At 63.5% G+C, this 25,357-nt stretch carries 33 protein-coding genes; 18 read left to right on the top strand and 15 right to left on the bottom strand.

What is annotated here, in order from left to right:
- Positions 1 to 15 precede the first annotated feature (15 nt).
- Entirely contained in the window at positions 16 to 864 is an 849-nt protein-coding gene (locus AB0366_RS04600) for a helix-turn-helix transcriptional regulator (protein WP_366242868.1), read from the top strand.
- Positions 865 to 930: 66 nt separating this feature from the next.
- Here AB0366_RS04600 and AB0366_RS04595 read toward each other — a convergent pair whose 3' ends face one another.
- Positions 931 to 1,341: a MerR family transcriptional regulator gene (locus AB0366_RS04595; protein WP_366242866.1), complete on the bottom strand. Its 411-nt coding sequence runs from the start codon at positions 1,339 to 1,341 to the stop codon at positions 931 to 933.
- Between the two features lie 55 nt (positions 1,342 to 1,396).
- On the opposite strand from AB0366_RS04595, the gene AB0366_RS04590 reads away from it, so the two are divergent.
- Positions 1,397 to 2,263 carry an alpha/beta hydrolase gene (locus AB0366_RS04590; protein ID WP_366242865.1) on the top strand — a complete coding sequence of 289 codons (867 nt, stop codon included), beginning with the start codon at positions 1,397 to 1,399 and terminating at the stop codon, positions 2,261 to 2,263.
- A 40-nt stretch (positions 2,264 to 2,303) separates the two neighbouring features.
- The gene (locus AB0366_RS04585; RefSeq protein WP_366242864.1) at positions 2,304 to 2,969 is read left to right on the top strand and encodes a class I SAM-dependent methyltransferase; all 666 of its coding nucleotides are present in this window, start codon (positions 2,304 to 2,306) and stop codon (positions 2,967 to 2,969) included.
- On the opposite strand, the gene AB0366_RS04580 is transcribed toward AB0366_RS04585, so the two are convergent.
- Positions 2,970 to 3,326 (bottom strand): hypothetical protein, encoded by a 357-nt coding sequence (locus tag AB0366_RS04580; protein ID WP_366242862.1) that lies wholly within the window; start codon positions 3,324 to 3,326, stop codon positions 2,970 to 2,972. It abuts the gene before it with no gap.
- Between the two features lie 145 nt (positions 3,327 to 3,471).
- Here AB0366_RS04580 and AB0366_RS04575 point away from each other — a divergent pair, with 145 nt between their 5' ends.
- On the top strand, positions 3,472 to 3,936 hold the full coding sequence (locus AB0366_RS04575; protein WP_366242861.1) for a protein-tyrosine phosphatase family protein: 465 nt from the start codon (positions 3,472 to 3,474) through the stop codon (positions 3,934 to 3,936).
- A gap of 45 nt (positions 3,937 to 3,981) precedes the next feature.
- Positions 3,982 to 4,284 (top strand): helix-turn-helix transcriptional regulator, encoded by a 303-nt coding sequence (locus AB0366_RS04570; protein ID WP_032396143.1) that lies wholly within the window; start codon positions 3,982 to 3,984, stop codon positions 4,282 to 4,284.
- Here AB0366_RS04570 and AB0366_RS04565 read toward each other — a convergent pair.
- The gene (locus AB0366_RS04565) at positions 4,242 to 4,868 is read right to left on the bottom strand and encodes an ATP-dependent Clp protease proteolytic subunit (protein WP_366242860.1); all 627 of its coding nucleotides are present in this window, start codon (positions 4,866 to 4,868) and stop codon (positions 4,242 to 4,244) included. The genes AB0366_RS04570 and AB0366_RS04565 overlap by 43 nt on opposite strands.
- A complete protein-coding gene (locus tag AB0366_RS04560) occupies positions 4,865 to 5,473 on the bottom strand; it encodes a ClpP family protease (RefSeq protein WP_121871106.1) in 609 nt (202 codons plus the stop codon). Before AB0366_RS04560 ends, AB0366_RS04565 begins: the two co-directional genes overlap by 4 nt.
- A 99-nt stretch (positions 5,474 to 5,572) precedes the next feature.
- Here AB0366_RS04560 and AB0366_RS04555 point away from each other — a divergent pair, with 99 nt between their 5' ends.
- The 5 genes from AB0366_RS04555 (at position 5,573) to AB0366_RS04535 (ending at position 9,478) form a co-directional block, all read left to right on the top strand.
- Positions 5,573 to 6,040, top strand: coding sequence for an SRPBCC family protein (locus tag AB0366_RS04555; protein ID WP_366242859.1), 468 nt, complete (start codon positions 5,573 to 5,575; stop codon positions 6,038 to 6,040).
- Positions 6,041 to 6,307: 267 nt separating this feature from the next.
- Entirely contained in the window at positions 6,308 to 6,796 is a 489-nt protein-coding gene (locus AB0366_RS04550) for a histidine kinase (protein ID WP_366242858.1), read from the top strand.
- A 77-nt stretch (positions 6,797 to 6,873) separates the two neighbouring features.
- A complete protein-coding gene (locus AB0366_RS04545; RefSeq protein WP_366242857.1) occupies positions 6,874 to 7,725 on the top strand; it encodes a DUF4097 family beta strand repeat-containing protein in 852 nt (283 codons plus the stop codon).
- A gap of 17 nt (positions 7,726 to 7,742) precedes the next feature.
- Complete coding sequence (locus AB0366_RS04540) at positions 7,743 to 8,681, top strand: ATP-binding cassette domain-containing protein (RefSeq protein ID WP_366242855.1); 939 nt, start codon at positions 7,743 to 7,745, stop codon at positions 8,679 to 8,681.
- The gene (locus tag AB0366_RS04535) at positions 8,678 to 9,478 is read left to right on the top strand and encodes an ABC transporter permease (protein ID WP_366242854.1); all 801 of its coding nucleotides are present in this window, start codon (positions 8,678 to 8,680) and stop codon (positions 9,476 to 9,478) included. Before AB0366_RS04540 ends, AB0366_RS04535 begins: the two co-directional genes overlap by 4 nt.
- Positions 9,479 to 9,652: 174 nt before the next feature.
- On the opposite strand, the gene AB0366_RS04530 is transcribed toward AB0366_RS04535, so the two are convergent.
- A complete protein-coding gene (locus tag AB0366_RS04530; RefSeq protein ID WP_366242852.1) occupies positions 9,653 to 11,116 on the bottom strand; it encodes a PLP-dependent aminotransferase family protein in 1,464 nt (487 codons plus the stop codon).
- Between the two features lie 61 nt (positions 11,117 to 11,177).
- Between AB0366_RS04530 and AB0366_RS04525 the strand changes: the two genes are divergently transcribed.
- Positions 11,178 to 11,303, top strand: a complete 126-nt coding sequence (locus AB0366_RS04525) for a hypothetical protein (RefSeq protein ID WP_259468044.1) — start codon at positions 11,178 to 11,180, stop codon at positions 11,301 to 11,303.
- A 210-nt stretch (positions 11,304 to 11,513) separates the two neighbouring features.
- On the opposite strand, the gene AB0366_RS04520 is transcribed toward AB0366_RS04525, so the two are convergent.
- From AB0366_RS04520 to AB0366_RS04500, 5 genes are read right to left on the bottom strand one after another with little or no spacing between them, the layout of a single operon-like run.
- Positions 11,514 to 12,134 carry a TetR family transcriptional regulator gene (locus AB0366_RS04520; protein ID WP_121871100.1) on the bottom strand — a complete coding sequence of 207 codons (621 nt, stop codon included), beginning with the start codon at positions 12,132 to 12,134 and terminating at the stop codon, positions 11,514 to 11,516.
- A gap of 10 nt (positions 12,135 to 12,144) precedes the next feature.
- Positions 12,145 to 13,353, bottom strand: coding sequence for an FAD-dependent oxidoreductase (locus tag AB0366_RS04515; RefSeq protein ID WP_366242851.1), 1,209 nt, complete (start codon positions 13,351 to 13,353; stop codon positions 12,145 to 12,147).
- Positions 13,350 to 13,523 (bottom strand): rubredoxin, encoded by a 174-nt coding sequence (locus tag AB0366_RS04510; RefSeq protein ID WP_027495558.1) that lies wholly within the window; start codon positions 13,521 to 13,523, stop codon positions 13,350 to 13,352. Before AB0366_RS04510 ends, AB0366_RS04515 begins: the two co-directional genes overlap by 4 nt.
- A complete protein-coding gene (locus AB0366_RS04505) occupies positions 13,520 to 13,684 on the bottom strand; it encodes a rubredoxin (RefSeq protein WP_128645885.1) in 165 nt (54 codons plus the stop codon). The genes AB0366_RS04510 and AB0366_RS04505 overlap by 4 nt, the downstream gene beginning before the upstream one ends.
- Positions 13,684 to 14,907 carry an alkane 1-monooxygenase gene (locus AB0366_RS04500; RefSeq protein ID WP_366242849.1) on the bottom strand — a complete coding sequence of 408 codons (1,224 nt, stop codon included), beginning with the start codon at positions 14,905 to 14,907 and terminating at the stop codon, positions 13,684 to 13,686. Before AB0366_RS04500 ends, AB0366_RS04505 begins: the two co-directional genes overlap by 1 nt.
- 456 nt (positions 14,908 to 15,363) lie before the next feature.
- On the opposite strand from AB0366_RS04500, the gene AB0366_RS04495 reads away from it, so the two are divergent.
- The 6 genes from AB0366_RS04495 to AB0366_RS04470 all read left to right on the top strand — a co-directional run bounded on the left by AB0366_RS04495 (position 15,364) and on the right by AB0366_RS04470 (position 21,228).
- A complete protein-coding gene (locus AB0366_RS04495; RefSeq protein WP_366242848.1) occupies positions 15,364 to 17,193 on the top strand; it encodes a DUF4012 domain-containing protein in 1,830 nt (609 codons plus the stop codon).
- 34 nt (positions 17,194 to 17,227) lie between these two features.
- A complete protein-coding gene (locus tag AB0366_RS04490) occupies positions 17,228 to 17,896 on the top strand; it encodes a GDSL-type esterase/lipase family protein (RefSeq protein ID WP_366242847.1) in 669 nt (222 codons plus the stop codon).
- Between the two features lie 92 nt (positions 17,897 to 17,988).
- The gene (locus tag AB0366_RS04485) at positions 17,989 to 18,405 is read left to right on the top strand and encodes a hypothetical protein (RefSeq protein WP_366242846.1); all 417 of its coding nucleotides are present in this window, start codon (positions 17,989 to 17,991) and stop codon (positions 18,403 to 18,405) included.
- A gap of 151 nt (positions 18,406 to 18,556) precedes the next feature.
- Positions 18,557 to 19,420, top strand: a complete 864-nt coding sequence (locus tag AB0366_RS04480; protein ID WP_366242845.1) for a DUF559 domain-containing protein — start codon at positions 18,557 to 18,559, stop codon at positions 19,418 to 19,420.
- A gap of 387 nt (positions 19,421 to 19,807) precedes the next feature.
- A complete protein-coding gene (locus tag AB0366_RS04475) occupies positions 19,808 to 20,026 on the top strand; it encodes a hypothetical protein (protein WP_037194183.1) in 219 nt (72 codons plus the stop codon).
- Positions 20,027 to 20,118: 92 nt separating this feature from the next.
- Positions 20,119 to 21,228, top strand: a complete 1,110-nt coding sequence (locus AB0366_RS04470; protein ID WP_366242844.1) for a GGDEF domain-containing protein — start codon at positions 20,119 to 20,121, stop codon at positions 21,226 to 21,228.
- A 63-nt stretch (positions 21,229 to 21,291) separates the two neighbouring features.
- Here AB0366_RS04470 and AB0366_RS04465 read toward each other — a convergent pair whose 3' ends face one another.
- Positions 21,292 to 22,008 carry a hypothetical protein gene (locus AB0366_RS04465; protein ID WP_366242843.1) on the bottom strand — a complete coding sequence of 239 codons (717 nt, stop codon included), beginning with the start codon at positions 22,006 to 22,008 and terminating at the stop codon, positions 21,292 to 21,294.
- A 52-nt stretch (positions 22,009 to 22,060) separates the two neighbouring features.
- Positions 22,061 to 22,570 carry an alkane oxidation protein activator PraA gene (gene praA / locus AB0366_RS04460; RefSeq protein ID WP_366242842.1) on the bottom strand — a complete coding sequence of 170 codons (510 nt, stop codon included), beginning with the start codon at positions 22,568 to 22,570 and terminating at the stop codon, positions 22,061 to 22,063.
- A 446-nt stretch (positions 22,571 to 23,016) separates the two neighbouring features.
- On the opposite strand from praA, the gene AB0366_RS04455 reads away from it, so the two are divergent.
- Entirely contained in the window at positions 23,017 to 24,231 is a 1,215-nt protein-coding gene (locus tag AB0366_RS04455) for an EAL domain-containing protein (protein ID WP_366242841.1), read from the top strand.
- Positions 24,232 to 24,375: 144 nt separating this feature from the next.
- Here the strand turns inward: AB0366_RS04455 and AB0366_RS04450 are convergent, their stop codons facing one another.
- The 3 genes from AB0366_RS04450 to AB0366_RS04440 form a co-directional block, all read right to left on the bottom strand.
- Complete coding sequence (locus tag AB0366_RS04450) at positions 24,376 to 24,594, bottom strand: ANTAR domain-containing protein (protein ID WP_121871090.1); 219 nt, start codon at positions 24,592 to 24,594, stop codon at positions 24,376 to 24,378.
- Positions 24,595 to 24,714: 120 nt separating this feature from the next.
- Entirely contained in the window at positions 24,715 to 25,023 is a 309-nt protein-coding gene (locus tag AB0366_RS04445) for a WhiB family transcriptional regulator (protein WP_094613236.1), read from the bottom strand.
- A 145-nt stretch (positions 25,024 to 25,168) separates the two neighbouring features.
- Complete coding sequence (locus tag AB0366_RS04440) at positions 25,169 to 25,354, bottom strand: hypothetical protein (protein WP_366242840.1); 186 nt, start codon at positions 25,352 to 25,354, stop codon at positions 25,169 to 25,171.
- Between the last annotated feature and the right edge of the window lie 3 nt (positions 25,355 to 25,357).

The following is a 25,357-nucleotide window of genomic DNA, read 5'->3' as shown; positions in this document are numbered from 1 at the left end:
TTGCAGAATTGCGACATGCAAGAAAGGCAGGTCGCGTCCAAGCCCATCGACGTTCACGAACGATCCGGCGTCATGGCTCCTTCTCTTCTTCGTCGCTTTGACGCAACCTGGCACGAACCGGCTGCAGAGGTTCGAGATGTCGTCGACGCGTACTGGAGTGTGCGATGGGAATTGGCCGCGGACGAAATCATCGAGCAGCGAGTCCTCGAGTTTCCGGCAGTCACGATCAGTGTGGAGACCGGTGCAGTGCCTGCGCCGTTCATGCTCACCAATGTTCAGCGCAGGGCGTGGTCCCGGACGATCGAAGGTCGAGGCTTCGTGTTCGCCGTCAGACTGCGTCCAGCTGGACTGGCTGTCGTGTCCAGCCTCGATCCCACGAGACTTCAGGCGACGCAACCGATCACGAGAGATCTCGATGACCGTCTATTCGGCATGCTCGGCGCCGTCTCCGGGCATGACTCGGCTGCCGACCATGCTCTTCGGGCAGATTCGGTGATCACCGAGATGCTGGCGAAACGACCACCCACTCCCGAACACCGTCTCGCGAACGCCGCAGTCGACGCACTGGCACAAGGGTCCGTCAGGAAATCCGGGCAATCCGTGGCAGCAATACTCGGGGTCAGCGAACGTGCCGTGCAGAGGGCACTGCGATCGACACTCGGGATGGGTCCCAAAGCAGTCGCCCGACGGGTTCGACTACAGGAAGTGCTGCAAAGACTCTCGCTCCCCGATGCCGACGCTGCCCACATTGCTGCGGACCTCGGCTACGTCGATCAAGCTCATCTGATCAACGACTTCCGCGGCGTCGCCGGAATTACACCGGGCGCGTACCTCCGTGAGCTCGCTGCACTTGCCCGCGCCTGAGTGAGGTTGTTTCAAAGGTCTTCTGCACATCGATACTTCAGCCTTCGTTGCCCTGTCGAATACCGGTTATTCGGAATCGACCGGCGCGCCGGCGTCCAGGGGTGACCGTATCTGCGTAATGGAGTATTCGCTGCACTGCGCGCATCGGGTGAGCAGATCATGTGTGCACGAGACGACGTGCGCGAGGAAGCGCTCGGCATGGTCGAGTTGGGCTTGTTGCCGTCGTATTCGCGTCAGTTGTTTTTCGATGACTGCTGTTCGTTCGGGCTCGTCTCGATGGAGTATCAGCCGAATATCGGCCAAGCTGATTCCAACGCCTTGACAGGCTCGCAACACCTGTAATCGTCGTACATGTTCCTCGCTGTAGTCGCGGTGGCCCGACGGTAGGCGCTCGGGCACAACAACACCGGCGTCATCCCAATGTCTCAAGACATGGGTCGGAACGTCGATCTCCCGCGCAACCTCTCCGATCTTCACCCGTCGATGCTCTCACGTTGACTTCAGGTCTACCTTAAGTTTTAAGGTCATCGTCATGACGACCGACAGATTCGATCTACCGGAGCCGATCTTCGTGTCCGTGGGCGGCGATCTGGTAGCGACCTACGAGCTGACCCCCGAGGTGGACGCGCCATCCGCGGACGTCGTGTTCTGCCATGGAACTCCTTGGTCGGCGCAGGTTTGGGCGCAGGCCGCTCGCCAACTCAGCGTTGGGCATCGGGTCTACCTGTGGGACATGCCCGGATACGGCCGCTCCGCGCGGGGATCTCAGGTGCGGACCGACCTGGCTACTCAGATGTCACGGTTCGCGAAGTTGCTCGACCACTGGAAGCTGGAACGGCCCTTCGTCGTCGCGCACGATATCGGCGGCGCAGTCGCCCTGGGAGCCCACCTGATACACGGACGCGACTACGGCAGTTTGTTCCTGTGGGACGTGGTGACCCTGGACCCGTGGGGATCTCCCTTCTTCCGGCTCGTTTCGGAGCACAGGGACGTGTTCGCCGCGTTGCCGGCTCCCCTGCACGCAGCACTGGTGTCCGAATACATTGCAGGAGCAGCACATCAGCGGCTGGACCGAGACATCGTGGCGACGTTGACCGAACCCTGGATATCCGACGAGGGGCAGCCTGCCTTCTACCGACAGATCGCCGAACTGCGGCCCGAGCACACGAGACCGATCGTCGACGCAATTCCCCGAGTCCGCTGCGACACCTCCATCGGATGGGGTCGACAGGACCCCTGGATTCCCGTCGAACAGGCACATCGACTGCGGGAGTTGTTGCCGGGGGAATCGTCTGTGATCACAGTTCCGGATGTGGGGCACCTGAGTCCGCTCGAAGCTCCATCACGCGTCCAACAGGCCTTGGATGTGTGGTTGGGAACTTCCGAGCAACTGTTGTAGCTGTGCTTGGTGGATACTGGGCTCCGTGGTGCTGAGACGAATGGGAACGTCCCTTATCGGAGGTCGAGGGGCCCAGTGGGTTCGTGAGCTGAACGCGCGACACCCATGGAGTCACAACGACTACTTTCACAGCTGGATTCTGGCGAATCTGCCGGACCGGCGTGGCCGTGCGCTCGATATGGGTTGCGGACGGGGTGGCCTGGTGCGAGCCTTGTCTCCTCATTTCGATCACATCGTCGGGGCCGACGCCGATGGGGAGATGCGCCGAATCGCAGAGGCAACTTCTGCCGCTGTGGACAACGTGTCCATCACCGATCGCCAACTCGACTCCTGGGCAGACGATTCGATCGATCTCGTGACCATGGTGGCAGTGCTGCACCACCTCGATATCGACGACGCACTGCGTCACGTCGAACGAATTCTTGCGCCGGGCGGGCGTGCGCTCATCGTCGGGCTTGCACCACCGCGAAGCGTACGAGACTTGCTGTGGGATTCGGTCTCCATCGTGACCAATCCCCTGATCGGTTTTCTGCACCACCCATGGCCGAGCCCGGTGCCAGCGCCGCCTCCACCGTTCCCGGTCAAGGACCCCGTGGTGAGCTTCGACGAGATCGAGGACTTGGTCGACCAGTGGCTACCGGGTGCGATGATGCGACACCGCATAGGTTTTCGCCACACCATCGAGTGGACGAAGCCGCCGCGGTAGTCACACCCACGGTGCTCGGCGTTCCCACCACGGCATCGTCCTGGACTTGTCGACTTCGACGGTCACGTCGCGATACCGCTGATCCAATCGAGCTACTGCCGCGCGTAATTGGTGGGCATGCCGTCCCTCGCGGCGCATGAGTCGTTCCAATGCATCGCGCGGTCCATCGCCATAGAAGTGGGCGTCGCATGCGGGGCAGCCGGTGAAGCCGGCCAAGATCGGCACCCGATCATCGAGCGTTGATCTGTGCTTGCCATCGACGCGTTCTTCGAGATACTCAATTCGTCGACGCCACTGCACCAGATAGTGCAGGGCCCAACCGTCGCTACGGGCCTTGCGCGGCCTGTGGGGGTTCATCGAACGAACGGGGGCGTTGCCCTCTCGTGCAGAATTATCATCATGTGCGCCATGTCGGAGGCGGGCCGGTGAGTGCTTCGGTTTGGTGGAGTGGACGATACCGCAGTATCGGTACTTTCAGAAGACGAGTGGGTACAGCATCGGGATGTCGGTCCCGGGGAAGGGCGAGTACGTGTGGGAAGTAGACAGCCCGGGCACACTGCAGTTGCCGTCGGGCAGCGTAGTTCGTGGACGTGCCTTGCGTGACCCGATGCCTGACGGACCTTCGCCAGATCTCGGGGTCTACCTGCAGGGCAAGGATCCCGGCGGGTTCGACTGGGACAGTCGATGGGTTCGCTGGCCGGATTTCTGGCTCCCGTCCAGCTCGACGGAGCTCGAGGTCGTATTGCGAGAAGCATTGCGCCGCTCTGCAACCGAGAGAGTCGAGATCGCGTGTACCGGCGGAGTGGGGCGAACGGGCACAGCGCTGGCGTGTCTCGTGGCGCTCGACGGTACGACCGGCAGAGCGGCCGCCGACTACGTTCGCCGTAACTACTCGCATCGCGCCATGGAGACGCCCTGGCAGAAGCGCTTTGCGAAGACATTCGCGAAACCAGCCTCTCTGCTCTGAGCAGAATTGCCGACCCGTCATGGATTCGAGGCCTAGGCTCCGATCATGGGCGAGGTCATACGAATCGACGAACGTCGAGCAGCGCGCGCCGTGGAACCGTTGTGGCGTGAGGTGGTCGGCCGACGGTTGCGCGAGCGCAGACATGCCCGCGGCGACACTCTGGCCGACACCGCTGCCCGCGCCGGCATTGCACCGCAATACCTTTCGGAGCTCGAACGCGGCCGCAAGGATCCGTCGAGCGAAATCCTCGCGGCCGTCGTCGGTGCACTGGGCACGTCGATGGCGGAGATATCAGGCCTGGCGCATCACGACCTGTCACGCGGCGACGCGACGTTGATGGCGGCCTGACGCCCTTCGAGTACCTGATCGACGACGCCGTACTCACGGGCAGCCGGTGCCGTCAACACCAGATCGCGGTCGGTGTCGTGGCGGAGTTTCTCGACGTCGCGTCCCGTGTGCTTCGCGAGAATTGCTTCCATCTCGGCCCGGACGCGCACGACTTCATCGGCAGCCAGAATCAGATCGGGGATGGTGCCGCGTCCCTGCGCAGCCGGCTGATGCAACACCACCCTGCTGTGGGTCAGTGCGGAGCGTCGCCCCGGTGCTCCCGCCGCGAGCAGCACCGCACCTGCCGCAACGGCTTGCCCCACACATGTTGTGGCGACGGGTGATCCGATGAACTGCATCGTGTCGTAGATTGCGAGCATGGCAGCGGTATCACCGCCCTCGCAGTTGATGTACATCGAGATTTCCTGGTCGGGGGCGTCGGCCTCCAAGTGCAGTAGCTGCGCGATCATCGCGTTGGCGACTCCTGCGTCGATACCGGTACCGAGGTAGACGATGCGCTCACTGAGCAAGTGCGAATAGACGTCGACGACGCGTTCGCCGCGCGAATCTCGCGTGATGACATTGGGGATCGTGTACGTACTCATCGCGCCAACTCCATTCCGAACGACACCCGTCGCGCAGGCATGACCTGATCGAACGAGTCGACGATCGCGTCGACGAACCCGTACTCGCGGGCAGCCTCCGCGGTGAACCAGCGATCGTGCAGAGAGTCGTCGAAAATTTGCTCGCGTGTCTGCCCGGTGTCGTCGGCGATGAGACCGAGCACCGTATCTCGGGTATGCCGCAGATCGTTGGCCTGTACTTCCACTTCGACAGCCGACCCACCGATGCCGGCTGACCCCTGATGCATCAGTATTCGCGAATGCGGCAGGGCATACCGCTTTCCGCGCGTGCCCGACGACAGTAGGAATTGGCCGGCGCTGCAGGCCAATCCGAGTGCGAGCGTAGACACGTCGCAGGGGACGAGTCGCATCACGTCGCGGATGGCGAGCATCGCAGGAACCGAACCTCCCGGTGAGTGAATCCACAGGGCGATGTCGGCGGAGGAATTCTCGGCCGCCAACGTCAGCAGATGAGTGGTGAGGACGGTGCCGTTGTCGTCGTCGAGGGCACCGTCGAGCACGAGAACCCGATGACGGAGAAGTTGGTTGCGGAGTTCGGGCGGGAACATTCGAGGCGATTCGCTCATGATTCGAGTGTGAATCCGAATACGGTTGCACGCCAGTGGTTCTGCTGTGGGCAGTGAGTCTGCTTACAGCTTCGTTGTGCCCAGGGTGACAATGGTGAGATGACTGCACTCGAGTTCTCCGAATCCATTGTCGTCGCTGCGTCGGTCGACGACGTGTACGCCGTTGTCTCCGACGTCACCCGAACGGGCGAATGGAGCCCGATCTGCCAGGAGTGCTGGTGGAACGAACCCGACGGCGGTGGCGTCGGATCGACGTTCACCGGCCGCAACGTGGTGCCGGGTCGTACGTGGGAGACCGTGTCGACGGTTGCTGCAGCCGAACCCGGCCGTGAATTCGCGTGGGTGGTGGGCGACAACTTCGTTCGCTGGGGCTACACCCTCGAGTCGGTGGACGGTGGCACACGCCTAACCGAGAACTGGAACTTCCTGCCCGACGGCATCGCCCACTTCCACCGCAAGTTCGGCGACGACGCGCAGAAGGAAATCGACACTCGTAGCCAGGCAGCACTCGATGGCATCCCGCGCACCCTGGCGGCAATCAAGCGAATCGTGGAAGCCGAGGCCTGACCGCGGGGGGTCGGCGAGGCAAACGCGCTCGCATTCGTCAGAAGTGAGCAGAATCGTGGGCGAATCCGCGCGCGACTGGCAAACGCGCTCGCGTTTGCGAAAGCCGCCGCCCTCGGTACCACCCGGATTCTGTCGGTTCGGTTCACCATCGGTGGCCAGGCGATACGTGGGCGCATCGGCCTTATGGGGGTCGGGCGAAAGCCCTCGTCAGAGCAAGTGACACCACTAGGCCTTGACGTGACACCATTGTGGTGTCACTCTTGATGCATGGAACTCGGGCAGTACGTCAACGACCTCCAACGCCGGTTGGTCGAGTCGGCAGCAACCGGAGACGAGAACACTCGCGCCGCTGCTGAACGACTCGTCGACGGGATGGATGCGGCAACGCGTCTGGTGATGCTCGACGTGCTGTCGGCCGCGGTCGGTGACATCAACCGCGACCTTGCCCCTGGTTCCGTGGACATCAGGCTCCGCGGACGTGAGATCGACTTCGTCGTGGCGGCACCCGAAGCGGGGCCGGATGATATCGAACAGCACTCTCCCGCTGTCGATCTCGATGACACGAGCACATCCCGCACCACTCTTCGGCTGCCGGACGCGCTCAAATCACGGGTGGACGAGGCCGCGGCATCGGACGGGATGTCGGTGAACACCTGGTTGGTGCGAGCCGTCGCTGCTGCACTCCAACCCAAACAACGCCGTGCCGCGCAACGCACGGTTCGCACCGGCGACAATTTCGCCGGCTGGGCGCGCTGATCGTCCGGTCTATCAACGCTTTTCAGTAACTCTGCGCCGAGCAGAGTGTCACAACCATGCCCATAGGAGGCTTCGCCATGCCCGAATTCGCTACCCTGTCGCCGATAGACCTGGCCATCGATCTGCAGGTCGGGAGCATCGAAGTCGTTGCGTCTGAACGTGTCGACACGCTCGTCACCATCGCGCCCACCAATGCGTCGAAAGCTGTCGACCGCAAGGGGGCAGAGAACACCAAGGTCGACTTCGACGGTCGACGGCTCACCGTAATCGGCCCCAAGGCGCGCATCAGCTTCTTCGGACCGACAGAGTCCGTCGAGTTGAAAGTCGAATTGCCGCAGGGATCTCGACTCACTGCGGAGATTGCAGCCGGCAGCCTACGCACCAAGGGCGATCTCGGTGCCGTGCGGATCAAGAGTTCGATGGGGCCGGTCGAACTCGACACCACCGGGGACCTGTGGGTGCGGGCGGGCCACGGCAACGCGACCGTCGGCACTGTGTTGGGCAATCTGGACATGACCGCCGACCATGGGCAGATTCGGATCGGCACCGTCGTCGGTGATGCGGCACTCAAGGCGTCGCACGGCTCGATCATGGTGCGGGAGTCGGGCACCGATCTCGACGCCAAGCTCTCTTACGGTGATCTCGATGTCGAGAGATCACTCGGGGGAGTGAGTGCGAAGACCGCCTACGGCAGCATCACCGTCCACGAAGTCAGTAGTGGTGCAATCCAAGTCGAGAGCGGATACGGCCAGATCACCCTGGGTGTGCGACGCGGCGTGCCCGCGTGGCTCGATCTGTCGTCGAAAGACGGGCACGTTCGCAACGAACTCACGCCCGAAAGCGCACCGGACGAAACAGAAGAAAGCGTGACTGTTCGTGCTCGAACGCGCTACGGCGACATCGCCATCCGTCATACACCGCACAGCTGAAAGCGAAGGCACAGTCAATGAGAACATCCGCAATCGATGTCCGCGGACTGCGAAAGTCCTATGGCAACAAACGTGTACTCGACGGCGTCGACCTCACCGTCGACGCCGGCACAGTCACCGCCCTGCTCGGCTCGAACGGGGCAGGCAAGACCACGGTGGTCCATATTCTGTCCACTCTCGTTCGGCCGGAAAGCGGTTCGGTAACAGTAGCTGGCTGCGACGTCGTCCGTGATCCTGACGGCGTACGTGCAGCAATCGGTCTCACTGGCCAGTTCTCGGCGGTGGACAACCTCCTGACCGGTGAGGAGAACCTGATGCTGATGGCCAGACTGCGTCATCTCGGGTCACGCTCCAAGCCGCGCGTCGCAGAACTGCTCGAGCAGTTCGACCTCGTCGAGGTCGGTCGAAAGCCGTTGTCCACGTACTCGGGTGGTATGCGCCGACGGCTCGATCTTGCAATGACTCTCGTCGCACCGCCACGCGTCATCTTCCTCGACGAGCCGACCACCGGTCTCGACCCACGGAGCCGACGCACCATGTGGGACATCGTCCGATCCCTCGTGGCCGACGGCACCACGGTGCTGCTCACGACCCAATACCTCGACGAGGCAGACGAACTCGCCGACAGAATAGCCGTGCTGAACGACGGCCGGATCGTCGCCGACGGCACCCCGGACGAGCTGAAACGTCGCATGCCCGGCGGTCACATCCGTCTTCGATTCGCCGACGCAGCAGCGCTCGGCAACGCAACCAGAGCCTTCGACGGCGCGGTGGTCGACACTGACGGCCTGGCGCTGTCGGTACCCACCGACGGAAGCGTCGACACCCTGCAGACCGTGTTGACCCGGCTCGATACGGCGGGCGTTGCAGCCGAGGATCTGAGCATTCACACCCCTGATCTCGACGACGTGTTCATGGCACTGACAGGCCGGACCGACAGCAAGGAGGCGTCATGACCACAGCGATGACGTACACAGTGGGCGACTCGATCACGATGCTGCGCCGAAGTCTTCTGCACATCGTGCGGTATCCAGGTCTGACGATATTCGTCATCGGAGCACCGGTGGTGTTCCTGATGTTGTTCGTCTTCGTGTTCGGAGGGACGCTCGGGGCAGGGCTTCCTGGTGTGAACCCGGAAGGTGGACGGGCCGCTTATCTGCCGTACGTGATGCCGGGCATCCTCGCCATGACGATCGCAGGCACCGCCGGTGGGACGGCGACCACCGTCGCAATGGACATGACCGAAGGCATCACCGCGCGGTTCCGAACGATGGCGATCTCGCGGGCTGCGGTTCTCGCCGGCCACGTGCTCGGCAATACCGTGCAGGCCGTTCTCGGAGTGGTGGTCGTACTGGCAGTGGGACTCGCCGTGGGATTTCGACCGAATGCAGGCTTGCTGGAATGGATCTCGGCGGTGGTAATGGTGGTACTCATCGCGTTTGCCATCAGTTGGCTGGCCGTGGCGATGGGAATGGCGTCGAAGTCGGTCGAGACCGCGAGCAATTTGCCGATGTTGTTGCTGCTGTTGCCGTTTCTGGGCAGCGGGTTCGTCCCGACCGACACGATGCCGTCGGGACTGCGATGGTTCGCCGACTACCAACCGTTCACACCGTTCGTCGAAACCCTGCGTGGACTGTTGACAGGGGAGCCGCTGGGCTCGAATCTGCCACTCGCACTGGGATGGTGCGCGGTGATCACGGTGATCGGGTATGCCTGGTCGATGGCGATCTACGAGAAGAAGTCGGTGCGCTGAGGCCGTCGGACATCGGAGGTTGGGTGTTGGCGTCGCAAACGCGCGCGCATTCGTCAGGTGCGCGCGATTCAGCAAGCGAACAGGTGGCCAATTCGCGAGCGTCTGGCAAACGCGCGCGCGTTTGCGGGCCGGGGGTTGGACGCGCGATCGGGGTAGACGGTGCGGCGCCGCCACTCACACCACCGCCGCGGGTCTGCTCGACGCGACGGCCGGCGTCGGGGTGTGCTCCGAAGACAGACGCGTGAGGATCTCGACCGCCGAGGTGATGTCGGGAAGCGAGCGGGTGAAGGGTATGCGCTGTCGATCGTCGAAGGCGTAGCCCGTTCCGAATCTGAGTCCGGGTGCCAGCAGTAGTCCCTGCGACTGGGCGTCGGCGACGAGATCGCTGGATCGAATTCCGTCGGGTAGAGAACACCACAACGCCAGACCACCGTTCGGTACTCGAAAGTGCCAGTCCGGCAGATGATCACGCATCAATGCGACGGTGTGGTCTCGGGCGATTATCGACGCCTCAGCGCGTACCCGACGGACCTCGTCGTATCGGCTCAGTAATTCGGTAGCGGCCAGCTGATCGAGTATGGAGACCGAAAGTTGGCGTCGCGCATAGGTTGCAGCGATTCTCGCCACCAGACCTGCCTCGGCCCGAACCCAGCCGACCCGCAACCCTCCCCACACCGTCTTGCTCGTGGACCCGATCGTCACCGTCGCCACATCCGGGGTTGCCGCCCCAAAGGGTTCGATGTCGGGTGACCCGTCGAGAGACAGGTCCGCTGCTACCTCGTCGACGATGGTCAGTACGGCATGGCGATGCATGGTGGCGGACAGCTGCCGGCGAGTGCGAAGGGGGAGTCGCGCACCGGATGGATTGGAGAAGTCGGGCATGAAATACGCAAGCGTAGGTGCACTCTGGCGTGCGGCCCTGTCTGCTGCAGCCACGAACTCGTCGGTGTTGTCGGGATCGATCGGCACCGGGATGCAACGACCACCGAGAGAGTGAACGAGTTCGACGACACCCGGATACGTGGGGTGCTCCACCAACACGCGGGCCCCGGGCTCGGTGAACGTGGCCAACACCGCGTGGATGGCGTCGGTGGCACCGGAGGTGATGAGGATGTTGTCTGCGGTGGTCGGTACGCCACGCCCTCGGTAGTACGCGGCAATGGATTCGCGGAGCTCGAACAGGCCGGACGGGGCATATCCGCCCAAGGTGAAACGGTCTCGAATCTTCTCTGCCGCAACACCGTACGCCTCGGACAGCAGGGGCGAGGCGGAGGGCGATGCGTTGACGAATTCCAGATTCGCAGTCTCACGGTCGCCGGCCAGCGAACCCCACGACGGCATCGAACCCGTCGGGGAAACGAAGGTGCCGGAGCCTCGCTGGGCGCTGATCCACCCACCCTCGCGCAGATGTCGGTACGCCGATGCCACCGTCACCCGACTGACGTCCAAGCTGATCGACAGCGCGCGCTCCGCAGGCAGTCGCGTCTGGGCCGAGACCTCACCGTTCTCGATGAGCCGACGCAGTTCGTCGGCGATCTCGAGGTAGAGAGGACCACCGGATCGGTTCCGCAACGTCGATGGGTCGATCCGTGCGGCCAGATCCGGGGCCGAGATCGCAGAAGCGTCGAACGAGTCCATGCATGCCACTCTCGCATACTGGACTGCGCAATTCCGGGTGAAAGCAGTCCATTGTTGGTCCATGATCGCAATTGGAGCTGTATTGGTCCTGTCCGTCATGGGCGCAGGGTGGACTGTGGTCGCACTGCGCGAAGGTGGAAGAAGCGCGCCCGCCGGGCCGCCGCGGAGTCGAATCGACGTCGACTGATCCGTCTGTACTTCGACAAACGCGCGCGCATTCGTCAGAGGCGTTCGGATTCGCCATCGATCCGGGCCTAGTTCGCGCGCACCTGGCAAACGCGCGCGCATTTGCGGGATCCGGGGGCGGCGGGATCCGGGGGCGGCTGCGGGATCCGCGGGCGTATGGGAGCGAGGGGGTGGAGAGCAGTGGAGCAGGGGAGTGCTGTGGACGTCGAGGTCAGTTGTCGCCGGTGATGGAATCGATGAACGGCGTCAACAGCAGCGCGATGTCGTCTGCGGCAGCGGCGATGTCGTCGGGCGGCTCGGGGATGTAGCTCAGGGCCAAGCGCACGATTGCCTTGCTGGCGATGTCGGCGTGTCGTGGACTCGCACCGACCCAGCCGTGTTGGAGTGTTTCTGCGAGACGGTCGCCCGCACGCTCGATGAGCACGGCACTGTCGGTGGTGATGAGTCGGAGCAGATCCTCTGGCGCGTCGTCGCCGTGCAGCGATCGCACAAGCGGATCGAGCACGCTCAATTCGAAGAACGCGGAGAAGCCCTGCTGCAGTGCTGCACGAGCATCATTGGGATGTTGGTACAACGCAGAACCGCACAGGTCCACGAACATGTCCGTCAGCCTGATCGCGTATCCCTGTGCGACTCCGCGCCGCGAACCGAACTCGTTGTACAGGCTCTGTCGGCTCAAGCCCGCGGCCTTGGCGATGTGACTCATGGTGACGGTGCGCCAGGTGCGCGCGTGCAACAGTTCACGCAGGGCATCGAGCGCGGTGTCGCGTGCGAGGGTGGAGGCAGCCACGCGGTATCGACCGGGGGTCGACGTCTGTTCGGCTGCGGGCATGAGCACGACTCTATCGAACGACGGCCTGTGGACCGTCCAACCAGGCCTCCGTCAATTGATCACGTTGGACGGGACTACCGGTCGCGATCGCCGCCCTGACCTGCCTGATGTCCTTCGGGTATCCCACTCCGATTGCCCCGACGAGTCGGCCGTCACGCAGCGCGCATGCGGTGAAGCGACGGTCGGCGATGCTGCCGCGGGCAATGACGTACTCGTCGTCGGGGCCGGTCCAACCCGCGAACTGGAGGTTGACGCCGTGTTGGGTGGACCAACCCCACGGGACATCGAGATCGCCGGGCTCTACGCCCATCATCGAACGGGCGGCCCGGGCGGCCTGATCCAACGCGCCGTTCCAGTGTTCGCTGCGATACGTCCCGCCGAGGATTCGATTGGGTACCTCTGCCACGTCGCCCGCCGCGTACACGTTCGGTGTCGAGGTGCGCATCCCCGCGTCGACCAGAACGCCGGATCCGATCTCGAGGCCCATGTCTGCGCCGAGTTCGACGTTGGGCACCGAGCCGACGGAGACCAGCACCGTGCCGGCCGACCACGAACGACCGTCCGCTGCGGTCACGAGAGTTGTTCCGTCACGTTGCTCGGTGAAGTCGGTGACGGCGACGTCGCTGTGGAACGCGATTCCGTTGTCTGCGTGCAGGTCGACGTACATCTGCGAGATCGCGGCCGGAGCGATCCGGTTGAGCGGTGCCGCTGCTGCTTCGAGGACGGTGACCTCTGCGCCGAGAGACCGAGCAGCCGCGGCCGCCTCGCATCCGATCAGTCCACCGCCGATCACCAGGAGTGATCCGGTGCGCAGAATGTCGGCGTGCAAGGGCTCGACATCGGCGACACCGCGGAGGGTGAACACGTGGCACGGCAGATCGAGTTGCCGTGCCCGAGAACCGGTTGCCAGCAACAGCGCGTCGTACGGAACCGGGTCGCCGGCGTCGAGCAGCACAGTCGAATCGGCGACGCCGACAGCCGTGACACCCGAGCGAACGTCGACGCCGTCGATGGCCGACCCGAGCTGGACTTGCTCGATCGACTTGGTTCCGGTCAGCAACTCCTTGGACACCGTCGGTCGTCGGTACGGCGCAGCCTGTTCACTCCCGATCATCGTGATGGACCCGGTGAAACCCTCTGCGCGTAGTACTTTGGCCGCGGTGTATCCGGTGGCACCCGATCCGATGATCGCGATCGCGTGCGGAGCGGACGTACTCACCCGCGTTCGACCTCGACCATCTCGAAATCGGCCTTGGCAGCGCCACAGTCGGGGCACGACCAGTCGTCGGGAATATCGTCCCAGCGAGTGCCGGGTTCGATCCCGTCCTCGGGCCAGCCCAGTTCCTCGTCGTACTCGAATCCACACTGAACGCAGCGGTAGAGCTTCATGCCTTACTCCTGAAGTCGATCTTCTCGCGGACACCGCAGTCTGGACACGGCCACTCGTCGGGTACCTCGGACCATGCGGTGCCGGCCGGGAAGCCCTCGCGCGGAGCGCCGTTGGTCTCGTCGTAGACGAACTCGCACACCGGGCACTCGAAGGCGGCCATCACTTGGCTCCGTGCCGGGCGAGGATCTTCTCCCGCTTGGACGGCTGGATGTTGACCTTCGTGATGTCACCGTCGTAGTGGTCGAGAACGCGGTGGTCCATCACCTTGCGCCACACCGGCGGGAAGTACGCCAGCGAGATCATGCTCGCGTATCCGCTGGGCAGATTGGGTGCCCCGTCCATGCTGCGCAAGGTCTGGTAGCGGCGGGTGGGGTTGGCATGGTGATCACTGTGTCGCTGAAGGTGATACAGGAAGATGTTGGTCACGATGTGATCGGAGTTCCAGCTGTGTTCCGGAGTGCACCGCTCGTAGCGGCCGTTCTCCTTCTTCTGACGCTGCAGTCCGTAGTGCTCGAGGTAGTTGACCGTTTCCAGCAGTGAGAATCCGTAGATGGCCTGAATCACCAGGAACGGCAACACGATCGGACCGAACACCGCGACGAGCACCGCGTAGAGAACCACGGACATCAGCCACGCGTTGAGCACGTCGTTCTGAATGCTCCACGTGCTCTTGCCCAATCGCTCCATGCGCGTCTTCTCGAGCTCCCACGACGACTTCAGGCTGCCCCAGACGCTGCGAGGGAGAAAGGCCCAGAAGCTCTCGCCGAACTTCGAGCTCGCCGGATCCTCGGGGGTGGCGACGCGAACATGGTGACCGCGATTGTGCTCGATGTAGAAGTGGCCGTAGAACGTCTGTGCCAGTGTGATTTTCGACAGCCAACGCTCCAGGCTGTCTTTCTTGTGACCGAGCTCGTGCGCAGTGTTGATGCCGACGCCGCCCATCACGCCGATGCTGATCGCCAGACCGATCTTGGAGATCAGCCCCAGCCCTCCGTCTGTCCCGAGCCAGGACAGGTTGTCGGCCGACCAGAGGTAGCAGGCGAACACCAAGCTCGCCAGCTGGAACGGAATGTAGGCGTACGTGCAGTAGCGGTAGTACTTGTCTTCTTCGAGTGCCTTCATCGCCTCGTCGGGCGGGTTGTCGCCGTCGGGACCGAAGAACCGATCGAGAATCGGGAGCAATCCGTAGACCAGCAGCGCGCCGATCCACCACCACACCGGAGACACAGCGTTCCAGCCGAGCTGGTTGAAAGCCCAGACCAGGCCGGTCGCCAGGAACACCGCCGTCGGCGGAATCAGGCCCATCAGCCAGAGGTATCGCTTGCGGTCGTGCCACGCGTCGACCGGCGCCTGCGCCTGATCGTCGACATTCGATGCGGTCATCGTCACTCCTTGTGTAAGGCCGATCACTATGGATTGGACAATACACGGAATTTGTCATCGTGTTGGACAAATTGAGAAATTTGTACAAACGGGTGCAGCGCTGTGGCTGCGCCCACAGCACCACCGTTCGGACAGATCCAGCTGCTACCTTCCGTCTCGTTGTGGCCGGTCACAAACGGCCGCAGCACTCGTAGGTCCGTCTGTATCCCGTCGGGGGTACTTCACAACAGGAGTAGCTATGGACGTATTCATCGCCAAGATCATCGCCGAGGTCATCATCCAGCTGATCAGCAGCGGAAGTGCCGAGAGCGGCACCACCGCGGTGAGCGCACTCCTCGGATCCTGACGTCGACGGCTGCGCCGGTCGTGCACCGGCGCAGCCCGCCCGAGAGTCGTGTCGCGGTGAGAGGACGTCGTTTGTAGTCTTAGCCGCAACGAAAGGGCACCCATCCAGCCATGAGCTACGACAACGACTACCCGTACGGCGACCATCGCAGCTCTCGTAGTCGCAGCAGGCGTCGTCGTTCCAAGAAGAAGACCGGTCGACGCATCCTGCTCGGTGTCGGTGTGTTCGTCGTCGTTGCGCTCGGACTCGGTGCCTGGCTCGCCTACACGGCCAATACCGCGTACACCTACCTCAATCAGGCTCGCGACTACGCCCAGGCAGCGAAAACTGCACTGCTGGCAGGGGATACGCAGAAGGCCGAGACCTCCGTGGACGACGCGGTGCGTACCTCGACCCAGGCGAAGGACGCCACCGATTCGCTGATCTGGAAGGCCGCCGCCGCGATTCCGTACGTGGGCCAACCGCTGGACGTCGTCTCGCAGATCACCGACGTCGTCAACGGGCTGACCGTGGACGTGCTGACGCCGTCGGTCGAGGTGGGGGCCACACTCGATCCGAGTCAGCTGCGCGGTCCCGACGGTGCCATCGACATCGCCGCCCTGCGCGACGCCTCGCCCGCGCTGTCTCAGGCAGCGGCTGCGGCGGACGTACTGAACGCGCAATCCCGGGCGATCGAAGAACCGACGTTCGTCGCGCAGGTCGGCGACGCTCGGATTCAATTGCAGGATCAGACGCACGAGCTGACGACCCTGTTGACCAACACCGACATCGCCGCCAAGGTGCTCCCCGCGATGCTCGGTGCCGACGGCCCCCGCAATTACTTCATGGCCTTCCAGACTCTCTCGGAATCTCGCGGAACAGGTGGATTGATCGGCGGATTCGGCATCGTGCGCGCGGTCGACGGCAAGGTCGCGGTCGACTCGCTGGCCAGCAATGCCGAGCTCCGAATTCCCTACGACCCAATCGATCTCGGGCCGGACTTCTTCAACTTCTACGAGAGCCGCTTTCAACCCACCCAGAACTGGCAGAACAGCAACGTCAGCCCGCACTTCCCGTACGCGGGTCAGATCTGGCAGTCGATGTGGGAGCAGGAGACAGGAGAACGTGTCGACGGCGCTCTGGCCACCGATCCCGTTGCCCTCGGCTACATCCTCGACGTCGTCGGCCCCATCACGATGGGCGACGGCGAGGTGATCGACGGATCCAACGTCGTGCAGATAACGCAGTCCGACGCCTACTTCCGCTTCGAGGACGACAATGCCGCGCGCAAGACCTACCTCCAGGACATCGCCGCCCGGGTAGTCGCGAAGATGCAGGGCAACATCGGATCTCCCAGTGCGCTGCTCGAAGCACTCGGCAAAGCCACCAGCGAAGGCCACATCGCCGTGTGGAGCGCGGACCCGGCACTGCAAGCGATCCTGGGTCCGACCAAGATCGGCCACGAAGTTCCCGACAGCCCCGACCCGTACGCCGCGGTGGTGGTGAACAACGGTGCAGGCGGCAAGCTCGACTACTACCTGCAGCGCAAGGTCACCTATTCCGCGCAGTCCTGCGACGGCCCGACTCGGACCACCCGCGTCGTCGCCGAGATCACCAACAATGCCGCACAGCAGGACTACACCACCTACATCGCCGGCCGACAGAACGACTCCACCCGGTACGACGGACCTCCGGGAACCAATCGATCGGTGGTGGCGCTGTACGCAACTCAGGGCGCAACGTTGACGAATGCCACCATCAACGGAACTCCCCTGTTCCTGCTGACTGCTGCCGAGCGTGGCCATCCGGTGTTCTACGTGCCGGTCGTCATCGAGCCGGGACAGACCAAGACCATCGAGTACAACCTCGTCGAACCGACCGTGGCCGGCGAGGCGCAGGCACCGGTTCAGCCGCAATCGGTCCCGGCAGCGACCGAAGTGGACTTCCCCGACTGCAACTGATTCCCCGCGTCACCCGTAGGGCAGAATCCCCGGCGTGCGAAGAACTCGACTGTGGATCGCCGGGGCACTCGGGTTGGCGCTCGCCGCCGCGCTCGTGGCAGGGCCACTGAAGAAGCCGGTGCTGACGGTCCGCAACGCGCACTGCTTCGGGTGGAGCGTCAACGACACCGGGCCACGGTTGGTGACGCTGGGAGACTCTATGGCGCAAGGTAATTCACGCGTCGACTGGGGAATTCACGGCAACACGTCGTGGTATTCGTACCTCGTGTGCGGAGACAATGCTCCCGCGGCCGACGGCGGCAACTTGGGAATCAACGGCGCGACGACGACGCAGATCCTCGCCCGAACCGACGACGCGCTGGCAGCGAACCCGGACATCCTCGTTGTCAACGGCGGCACCAACGACCTCGCCAGATCGGTACCGCTGCCCCGGATCATCGACAACCTACGCGCGATTTTGGACCGGGCCCACGAGGTCGGCACGGTCGTGATCGCCACGGTGCCGTCGTCGCGCAAGGTCAGCGCCGACGATCTGAACGACGAAATTCGAGCACTGGCCGCCGAGCGCGGCATACCCGTCGCCGAATTCGCGCCACTGCTCGATCGGCCCGGAGCCACCTTCGACGGCGTGCACCCCACCTCGAGCACCGCTGCAGCCATGGCGGCCGAGGTTGCTGCAGCGGTCGGCGCATCGATGCCGTAGCCGTGCTGATTCTCGGGCGAGCTGCTAGATTCGCCCGATATGCACCGAATGTCGGGGAGGTATTCGGTGGAATTGTAGAAAGCTGGCAATCGATGACCACACGTCGTCAAGACGCGTGCATCGATATCTCGTCGACGATGGCCGTTCAGGATCTCGCCCGAACGGTCGTCGACACCGCCGAACGTAGTTTCGGTCGATGGGGCATCGAGTATCTGGGACCGGACGGCACCCGCCTCTGGTTCGGAGTGCACCGTCTCGTATTGGGGAGAAAACGCGACACGGTGATGCGGTTCATCGTCACCGTCGACGCCGATTTCGATGGCGCACAGGCGCGTTCGCAGATCGAGCAGTTCGTTCGCAACCCGGCATCGGGCACGTTCGTGCCCATCGGCCCGCGACAACTGCGCGGGTACCCGACTTATCTCGCGTATCTGCGTGCGATGAGGACGGCGGTACTCGCTGCGGATCCGGGGGCACACGTGACGATGGTGCCCGAAGTGCGGACCTGAGCGTTCGGAAGCGTGCGAAGAACGCGGAATGCCGCCTCGCGGAGTCGATAGTGAACGCTCAGGTGCGGGCCGCCTGTGGATAACCCGCAACTATCCACAGGTTTCGAAAACGGCACTGGCGCAGTCGTCGTCGATCGTTCACCGTATCGGTATGGGGGTACACACGGCGGTCGATCTGATGGCTCGGGGGATGAGCCGCAGCACCATCACGCGCAGAACTGCCTCCGGGCAACTGATTCGAGTGCTGCCTGGAATCTATGCGAAAAACGAGCCCGACTACCTGGACCTGTGCACGGCGGTGACTCTGTGGAAGCCCGACGCTGTGCTGAGCCATCTGACCGCGGCGTGGGTGTGGGGATTGGTCGAGGAGGAGCCGCCGCAGGTCACGGCGACAGTGCCGCCCTCGGCCAGGCAGCAGGCACCGTCGTGGGTGAAGATCCATCGACGACGCCTCCCCGACTCGGACCGTTGCCGAGGTCTTCCGGTGGTGACGTTGGCGCAGGTGTTCGTCGACGTGGCGGCAACTCTGACGGGTGAGGAGTTGGAGAGGTTCTTCGACACGGCAATCGCGCGGCCGGCTCTGCGGCGTCGGATCGCGACGGTCTGCGAGCAATCTCGCGGGATGCACGGCATGAAAGCCGTACGGAGACAACTGCGTCTGTGCTGCCTCGGCACTCGATCCGAGGCCGAGCGAGTGGTGGCACGGGCACTGTCCGCTCGGCATTTCTTCATGGAGATCAATGCGCGGGTAGGGCCGTATTTCGGCGACCTCGTGGACTTTCGGGCTCGGGTGATCGTGGAGATCGACGGACGCGAGTTCCATACGTCCGGCCAGGCCTTCGACAGCGATCGTCGCCGCCAGAATCGGCTGGTCCTGGAGGGGTGGTTGGTTCTGCGCTACTCGGCTGTGCAGGCGATGGGCGATACGCGACGCGTGGTGGACGAGATCATCGAGGTGGTCAGGCGACGTCGACGTTCGATCGATGCCGTCGGCCGGGCATTGCCGCGGACCTGAGCGTTCGGAAGCGTGCGAAGAACGCGGAATGCCGTCGAATGCAGTCGATAGTGAACGCTGAGGTTCGTGATCAGAGGCGGCCCTGTTGGATCGCAACGACGACGAGAGCGATCACGGCAATCGTGAGGATTGCTAAGAGCGCCAAATGAATTGGATCGGTCGAACCCGGTGGTCGAACCCCGTTCGGACCCCTTTTCTGGAGCATGTCACAGACTGTAGGTCACTTTCTCGGATTGTGCACAGGGTAGGTGGTATAAACCGAGAGCTAGCCTTCAGAAATTCGCACATGTGTTCGATCGAGAGTAAGGTCGGGCTCGGCGGAGTTGGGAGGGAAGCCCGGCTCCGCCGCCCAAATTTGGTAGGCCCAGTGAAGTGGACGGTGATCCGATGGACGACGTACTGCGCAAGGTCGAGGAACTGAAGGCGTTGGTCGTCGAGCTCGAGGCCCTGGACCGACAACGCGTCGGACTGGGGGATCGACTGGTGGATCTGGAGCATTTCTTTCGCAGAGCCGGGTGCCCCGAACTGTCCCAGCAAGCCCTCGATGCGTTCATGGTGACCTACGCGGGCCGAGTGTTCGAGTTGGCCGACGGTATGCGGGGATAGGCGCAAGTTTTCCAGTTTGCGGACCAGGTGGTTTCGTCTGTGGTTGACTTGTCCATCCGCGTCGTGACCCTCAGGAAAGCTGCTCGAGACCTGTGAACAGTCTTCGCCAATGGTGGTCGCTCCCGGTCGACTACGGGTGGAACGTTGCGTATGCACGGTCCCAGCAAGCACTGCACGTCACCCGGATTCTCATCGGGATCTTCTGCTTCTTCTACGCGGCGGCTGCGGTGATCGCCCTGACGATCCCGGGTCTCGCAGACAGCGGCCCGGGGCAATGGGCGTTGTGGTCGACCATCGTCACAACGCCTCCGCTGGGGTTGGCCTGGCTGATCGGCGGCTGGCCGAGCTGGCGCATGTCGATCGCATTCGTGATGTACGCCGATATCGTGCTCGCCGCAGTACTCCTCACCCTCGACGAGTCGTCCGAGATGCTGCCGATGGCCGCACTGTTCACGGTGATGGGCAGCTACGTCGTGGGTTTCCACGGCCCCAAGGTGTTCACCGCTCATCACCTCTTCGCCTTCGTCACCCTTGCCGCCCTATACGTCTCGGCCATGGTCGAGGAACCGGCGCAGCGTCTGCAGACCAATCTCTACCTCGTGATGCTGATCCTGGTGATGTTCTCGGCCCCGCTGATCTGCCACTCGTTTCTGATGCTGTTGCGCCGCGACGCCACCGGCGCGTTCTACGACCCGCTCACCGGACTGCAGAACCGCCGGGGATTCGACGCGGCGATCGGCAACCTCGATTTTCGATCCGGGATCGAGACAGTGGTGGCCGCCGTGGTGATCGACATCGACAACTTCAAGGCCGTCAACGATCGATACGGCCACGAGCACGGAGACACGGTCATTCGCCTCACCGCGAACCGCATTCTCGATGTGTTCCCGGCGCCGGCCGTCACGGTTCGACTCGGCGGCGAAGAATTCGCGATCGTCTGCCTGGGCGAAGTCGACTCGGTGATCGATCGATCCGAGGAACTGCGAATCCGCCTGTGCGACGCGACCGACCGGTCCCCCTTGACGGCATCGATAGGCGTCGCCCACATGGTTGTCGAGGCGCGGGACATCGTAGGGGACGTCGATGTGCTGCTCGGCCGAGCCGATCGAGCCATGTATCGGGCCAAGCGGATCGGCGGCAACCGCGTCACGGAGTACGAAGACGGGGAGCCGTCCGTCCACCCGGTCGACGAACGGCAATGAACGACGGCGTCGACCGAGTTCCGCGATGGAACCGGTCGACGCCGCCGATCGAGGTGCGAACTGCTACGCCACCTCTGCCGCAATCGCGGACCGGGTGCCGATGTCGAAGACCGGGTCGGTCAGGTGCACGTCGAGAGTGTTGCCCGGACCGGCGATGATCGCGTTCAGCACCGAGGTGAACGCGCCACAGTTCTGGAACTGCGGAATCGTATACGTGCCCTTCACGTGTGCATCGGCCTGGTTGTTCTGAATCAGGTCGATCGCATCGAGCGAACCGGACAGGTTGGCGGTGGTCTCGGCGGTGACACAGTTGCTACCCGCCGGGATCAGATCGACCGCGGCCGATCCGGCCGACCCGGTGTCGATGCCCAACGGCTTCACCGAATCGATGCGGATCTTGAAGCTCTGCGCGACGTCGAGGTCCAACGTCGGTGCCTCGTCCGGTCCACCGCGGACGATGGTGCCGGAGACCGGCGTCGCGTCGACGATCGAGATCGTGAAGTTGGCCAGCGTCGCCGGTCCGAGTTTCAGGTCGGCCGATGCCTGCGGGAGTGCGAGTGTTCCGGTCACCGTGCCTCCGACCAGATCGACGTCCGTGGCGAGGTCGGTGGTGGGAAACACCACCGGCTGGCCGGTCTTGGCGATGATCGTCGTCGTGTCGGCCTGAAACGTGATGGGAAGCGTGTCGGCAGCGTTCGCCGGGGCGGCGACGAGCGTGCCCAGGGCGATGCTCGACGCCAATGCCGTCATCGTGACGACAGTCTTGTTGCGGATCTTCACGTGTTCTCCTTGTCGAGAATGGGTGGTGCGGAACGAGATGGGACGGGAGGAGTCAGGACAGGGTGAAGGCGGGGTTGGGCTGGACCGACAGGCTGTTGACGGTGCAGTTGCCGGACATCGGCTGGTTCGTCGCGGTGAGCGTGTTGGTCATGTTGTCGAACGATCCGGCCAGCGTGGCGGGCCCGCAGTTGTAGCCGACCAACGAGAAGCCCACGTTCGAGACCTCTCCGGTGGTGGCGCTGGTGGGGGTGAGAGTCCAGGGCAGGTTCTTCAGCTGGGGCAGGCCGCACAGACGGTTGGAACCGCTGATCTGGGCGTCGGTGATCGATGCCGAGGAGCCGTCGGCACTGGTGGTGCCGGACAGTGAGATGGAACAACTCACCGGCACTCCGAACGAAGCGGGTGTGCTCACGACGATCGTGCCGGGTGCCGTGAAAGCGGTGCCGGCAGGGGAGATGGTGGCGGCACCGGCGCTGGCGGCACCGAGTGTCGCTCCGGTGATGGCAAGAGCGGCAATTGCGGCGGAGAGCGTGCGTGAGCGGGTCGGCGGGTTGAGCGTCATCGATCGATCCTCCAAGTCGGAAAGCGGCTTCGGGCCCCCGCGAGGGTCCGGCGGTGCCGGTGTTCCGGCAACCGGGAGGGACGTTAGGGCGACGAAACTTCTGCAGAAATTGCTTCGAGGCAAGTCTGTGACAAGTCACAATCCGGTCGGTATGTTTGTTGTATGCAATGGTAACGGAATCCGGCGGACGTCTCGGAAATGCACTGCGACATCGGCTTTCGGACCGCTTTCGTGGCGACCGTGGGCCTTTCGTTCCGAGGGGTAGAGGCGGCCCCGTTGTTACCGTTGCGTTATACAAAGTTACCCAAACGAGATAGTTGTGATTGCGTCGATGACACCTCCGACGGCGAGCATGGGAGAAGCGAAGAGAAGAGCATGCTCGACAGGTTTGGAAATGGATGTGCCCCCGCGTGACGGGGGTCCTTTTTTCGTGTCAAACTTCAGGTGTGACGTTCGCGCTGGCCGAAGCAGGATCTGCAGTCGACACGGACACGGGAGAGCTGACGGTGCATCCGTATTTCGCCCCGGTCTGTCGACTGGACAACGGCGCGCTCGCAGCGATCGAAGTTCAACTTCGCGGTCCCGAGAACGGTCCGCTCGCCTCGGCCGACGCGCTCAAGCGTGCAGCCAGAGCAATGGACGCCAAGCGCGAACTCGACGCTCTCGCGTGGGGAGTGGCTCGAATCAACCAGTCGGTGCGGTTGCCGATGCTCGTCTCCATGGACGTCGACTCCCTGGCCGCACTCGATTCCGCCACCGAAGAACAATTGCGCCGAGACATCGTGGTCGTCACCGAAGCGGCACTCGTCGACAGTCCGGCCCGCACCCTCGCAGCGATCGACAAGGCCAGGCGCGACGGCAAAGTGGTGGCCGTCGACGACGTCGGTCGTCGGCCGCAGTCGATGACTCTCCTGCCGCTCATCGAACCCGACGTGATCATCCTCGCCGGATCGATGGTGACCCGGCGCCCCGATCTCGCCACTGCTCGCACCGCCCATGCCGTCTCGGCTCAGGTCGAACGAACCGGAGCGGTGGTGGTGGCCAGCGGAGTCGACACTGCACTCCATCGCACCCGCGCACTCGGACTCGGAGCGACCTACGGGGTGGGCGAGTTGTATCCGGCGGCGGAAACGACGGAGGAGCTTCCTGCCGACGCGGCCGAGGTGATGCCCCCGTTCCCGACCTGGAGCACACCTGCTGTCGCCGCCGAATCACCGTACGCCATCGCGTCCGCAGGCAAGACCGCCACCCGCAGCACCAAGCGTCTGCTGGTGGCGATGAGTACGTCTCTGGAGATGCAGGCCGCGGCCGCTGGTCCGGAAACGTTGGTGCTCGGCACTTTTCAGCGGGCGGAGCACTTCACCGCGACCACCCGTGGGCGGTGGGTCTCGATGGCCGAGCAAATCTCGTACGCAGGCGTCTACGGCGTGGGCATGGGATACGTGCAAGAGGGCGGCATCATGCACGCGCCCCTCGATCCGACGGATCCGCTCGTGGAGGAGTGGAACGTGGTGGTGCTCGGCCCGCACTTCTGTGGGGTGCTCGCAGCGATCGATCTGCACCGCGGCGAGGTCGACGCCGACCGCGAGTTCGATTACGTGATGTCGTACGATCGCGCAACCGTAGTGCGTTGTGCCCGAGCAATTCTGGCGCGCTTCTGAGCCCTTCGCCGAGGGTGACGAACGACGATGTTTCGGGTAGCCGCGTCAGGGCATACGGCACTCAAGCGATTGTGTAGTCCGGACTGCTCCATCGCCTAGGCCCCGCACGTTGAAAAAACAGCGTGTGGGGCCAAACCTTTTCGGCTACCCAGCCGATGCCCAACGCACGTGGTCGAGTGCCACCTCGCGAAGTTTGCGATTGGTGCGTTGCGACTGCTCGGCAAGCATGTCGAATGCCGCCTGCGGCCCGATGCGATGCAACGACATCAAGATCCCTTTGGCCTGCTCGATGGGTGCACGGTTGTCGAGAGCCTTCTGCACATCGTTCGGCTCGAAGCTGCGAAGAGCCTGACCTGCATCCATGCGCACTATTGTCACCCGAGGCGGAACGCCCCAGGTCAGACACTCGCAGACGCGCCGAAAACGCGTCGAACAGAGCTGTTGGCGTGACCTGATTCGTAGCGATCCGTTACTGTCCCGTGATCAGGCGGCAGGGTTGGCCAGCGGACGCCCGATGAGAAACTCGAGTGTGCGGTACGCGTCCGTGCGACGGCCGTTGCTCGCGTTGTCGTGATACGCAGCACCGGCGACAACCACTCCCACCGGAATGCGACCCGATTCGATATCGCGAGCCGTCTGCTCGGCGCAGTCCCGCAGCACCGGGCAGTCGGCGCACAAGCGCCATGCCCGCTCTGCTCGCTTGCGTCCGTGGCGGGGAAGTTGCTGCGAGTCGTAGGCATCCATATCGTCGATGCACGCACCCTTGAGGCGCCAGACCTGGTCATCCGTCATCGTCGTGATCCGTTTCGCGTCGTGCCGATCGTTCCACGACCTTTGTTCCCCGTCACGTGGTACTCGAAACACAAGTCCGAGTGAAAAATTCACCGGACTCGAGCGAAAAGCCCGGAGGCTCGGATCGGGGGTATTACCGCTTCGGCTACAGGAGAGCGGCGAACCGGGGTGCCGCGACGAGATCCCGGGGACGGGTGGCCCCCTGGACCCGCATCATCAGTCGGATTCGATCCTGCACGAACAACAGCTGCGCCTCGAGAGGACTGCGCATGATCTGTGCGTCGAACCTGTCGCCGAACGACGGGCCAGCGCTCGATACCAGAAGTGTCATGTC

It is taken from the genome of Rhodococcus sp. NPDC076796 (genome assembly GCF_040702765.1).
Classification (GTDB): Bacteria; Actinomycetota; Actinomycetes; order Mycobacteriales; family Mycobacteriaceae; genus Rhodococcoides.
The sequence above is the reverse complement of the archived record's forward strand: the minus strand, read 5'-3'. Positions and strand labels throughout refer to the sequence as shown.

Bases quoted from the DNA above. Each gene is read 5' to 3' on its own strand.
- AB0366_RS04450 (WP_121871090.1), bottom strand. From the start codon at position 24,594: ATGGATGCAGGTCAGGCTCTTCGCAGCTTCGAGCCGAACGATGTGCAG.
- AB0366_RS04440 (WP_366242840.1), bottom strand. From the start codon at position 25,354: ATGACACTTCTGGTATCGAGCGCTGGCCCGTCGTTCGGCGACAGGTTC.
- AB0366_RS04525 (WP_259468044.1), top strand. From the start codon at position 11,178: ATGATCGCAATTGGAGCTGTATTGGTCCTGTCCGTCATGGGCGCAGGG.
- AB0366_RS04520 (WP_121871100.1), bottom strand. From the start codon at position 12,134: ATGCCCGCAGCCGAACAGACGTCGACCCCCGGTCGATACCGCGTGGCT.
- AB0366_RS04545 (WP_366242857.1), top strand. From the start codon at position 6,874: ATGCCCGAATTCGCTACCCTGTCGCCGATAGACCTGGCCATCGATCTG.
- AB0366_RS04485 (WP_366242846.1), top strand. From the start codon at position 17,989: ATGACCACACGTCGTCAAGACGCGTGCATCGATATCTCGTCGACGATG.
- praA (WP_366242842.1), bottom strand. From the start codon at position 22,570: ATGACGCTCAACCCGCCGACCCGCTCACGCACGCTCTCCGCCGCAATT.
- AB0366_RS04575 (WP_366242861.1), top strand. From the start codon at position 3,472: ATGTCGGTCCCGGGGAAGGGCGAGTACGTGTGGGAAGTAGACAGCCCG.
- AB0366_RS04480 (WP_366242845.1), top strand. From the start codon at position 18,557: ATGGGGGTACACACGGCGGTCGATCTGATGGCTCGGGGGATGAGCCGC.
- AB0366_RS04585 (WP_366242864.1), top strand. From the start codon at position 2,304: ATGGGAACGTCCCTTATCGGAGGTCGAGGGGCCCAGTGGGTTCGTGAG.
- AB0366_RS04535 (WP_366242854.1), top strand. From the start codon at position 8,678: ATGACCACAGCGATGACGTACACAGTGGGCGACTCGATCACGATGCTG.
- AB0366_RS04600 (WP_366242868.1), top strand. From the start codon at position 16: ATGCAAGAAAGGCAGGTCGCGTCCAAGCCCATCGACGTTCACGAACGA.
- AB0366_RS04560 (WP_121871106.1), bottom strand. From the start codon at position 5,473: ATGAGCGAATCGCCTCGAATGTTCCCGCCCGAACTCCGCAACCAACTT.
- AB0366_RS04555 (WP_366242859.1), top strand. From the start codon at position 5,573: ATGACTGCACTCGAGTTCTCCGAATCCATTGTCGTCGCTGCGTCGGTC.
- AB0366_RS04530 (WP_366242852.1), bottom strand. From the start codon at position 11,116: ATGGACTCGTTCGACGCTTCTGCGATCTCGGCCCCGGATCTGGCCGCA.
- AB0366_RS04570 (WP_032396143.1), top strand. From the start codon at position 3,982: ATGGGCGAGGTCATACGAATCGACGAACGTCGAGCAGCGCGCGCCGTG.
- AB0366_RS04580 (WP_366242862.1), bottom strand. From the start codon at position 3,326: ATGAACCCCCACAGGCCGCGCAAGGCCCGTAGCGACGGTTGGGCCCTG.
- AB0366_RS04540 (WP_366242855.1), top strand. From the start codon at position 7,743: ATGAGAACATCCGCAATCGATGTCCGCGGACTGCGAAAGTCCTATGGC.
- AB0366_RS04445 (WP_094613236.1), bottom strand. From the start codon at position 25,023: ATGACGGATGACCAGGTCTGGCGCCTCAAGGGTGCGTGCATCGACGAT.
- AB0366_RS04505 (WP_128645885.1), bottom strand. From the start codon at position 13,684: ATGGCCGCCTTCGAGTGCCCGGTGTGCGAGTTCGTCTACGACGAGACC.
- AB0366_RS04565 (WP_366242860.1), bottom strand. From the start codon at position 4,868: ATGAGTACGTACACGATCCCCAATGTCATCACGCGAGATTCGCGCGGC.
- AB0366_RS04590 (WP_366242865.1), top strand. From the start codon at position 1,397: ATGACGACCGACAGATTCGATCTACCGGAGCCGATCTTCGTGTCCGTG.
- AB0366_RS04550 (WP_366242858.1), top strand. From the start codon at position 6,308: ATGGAACTCGGGCAGTACGTCAACGACCTCCAACGCCGGTTGGTCGAG.
- AB0366_RS04510 (WP_027495558.1), bottom strand. From the start codon at position 13,523: ATGAAGCTCTACCGCTGCGTTCAGTGTGGATTCGAGTACGACGAGGAA.
- AB0366_RS04500 (WP_366242849.1), bottom strand. From the start codon at position 14,907: ATGACCGCATCGAATGTCGACGATCAGGCGCAGGCGCCGGTCGACGCG.
- AB0366_RS04475 (WP_037194183.1), top strand. From the start codon at position 19,808: ATGGACGACGTACTGCGCAAGGTCGAGGAACTGAAGGCGTTGGTCGTC.
- AB0366_RS04495 (WP_366242848.1), top strand. From the start codon at position 15,364: ATGAGCTACGACAACGACTACCCGTACGGCGACCATCGCAGCTCTCGT.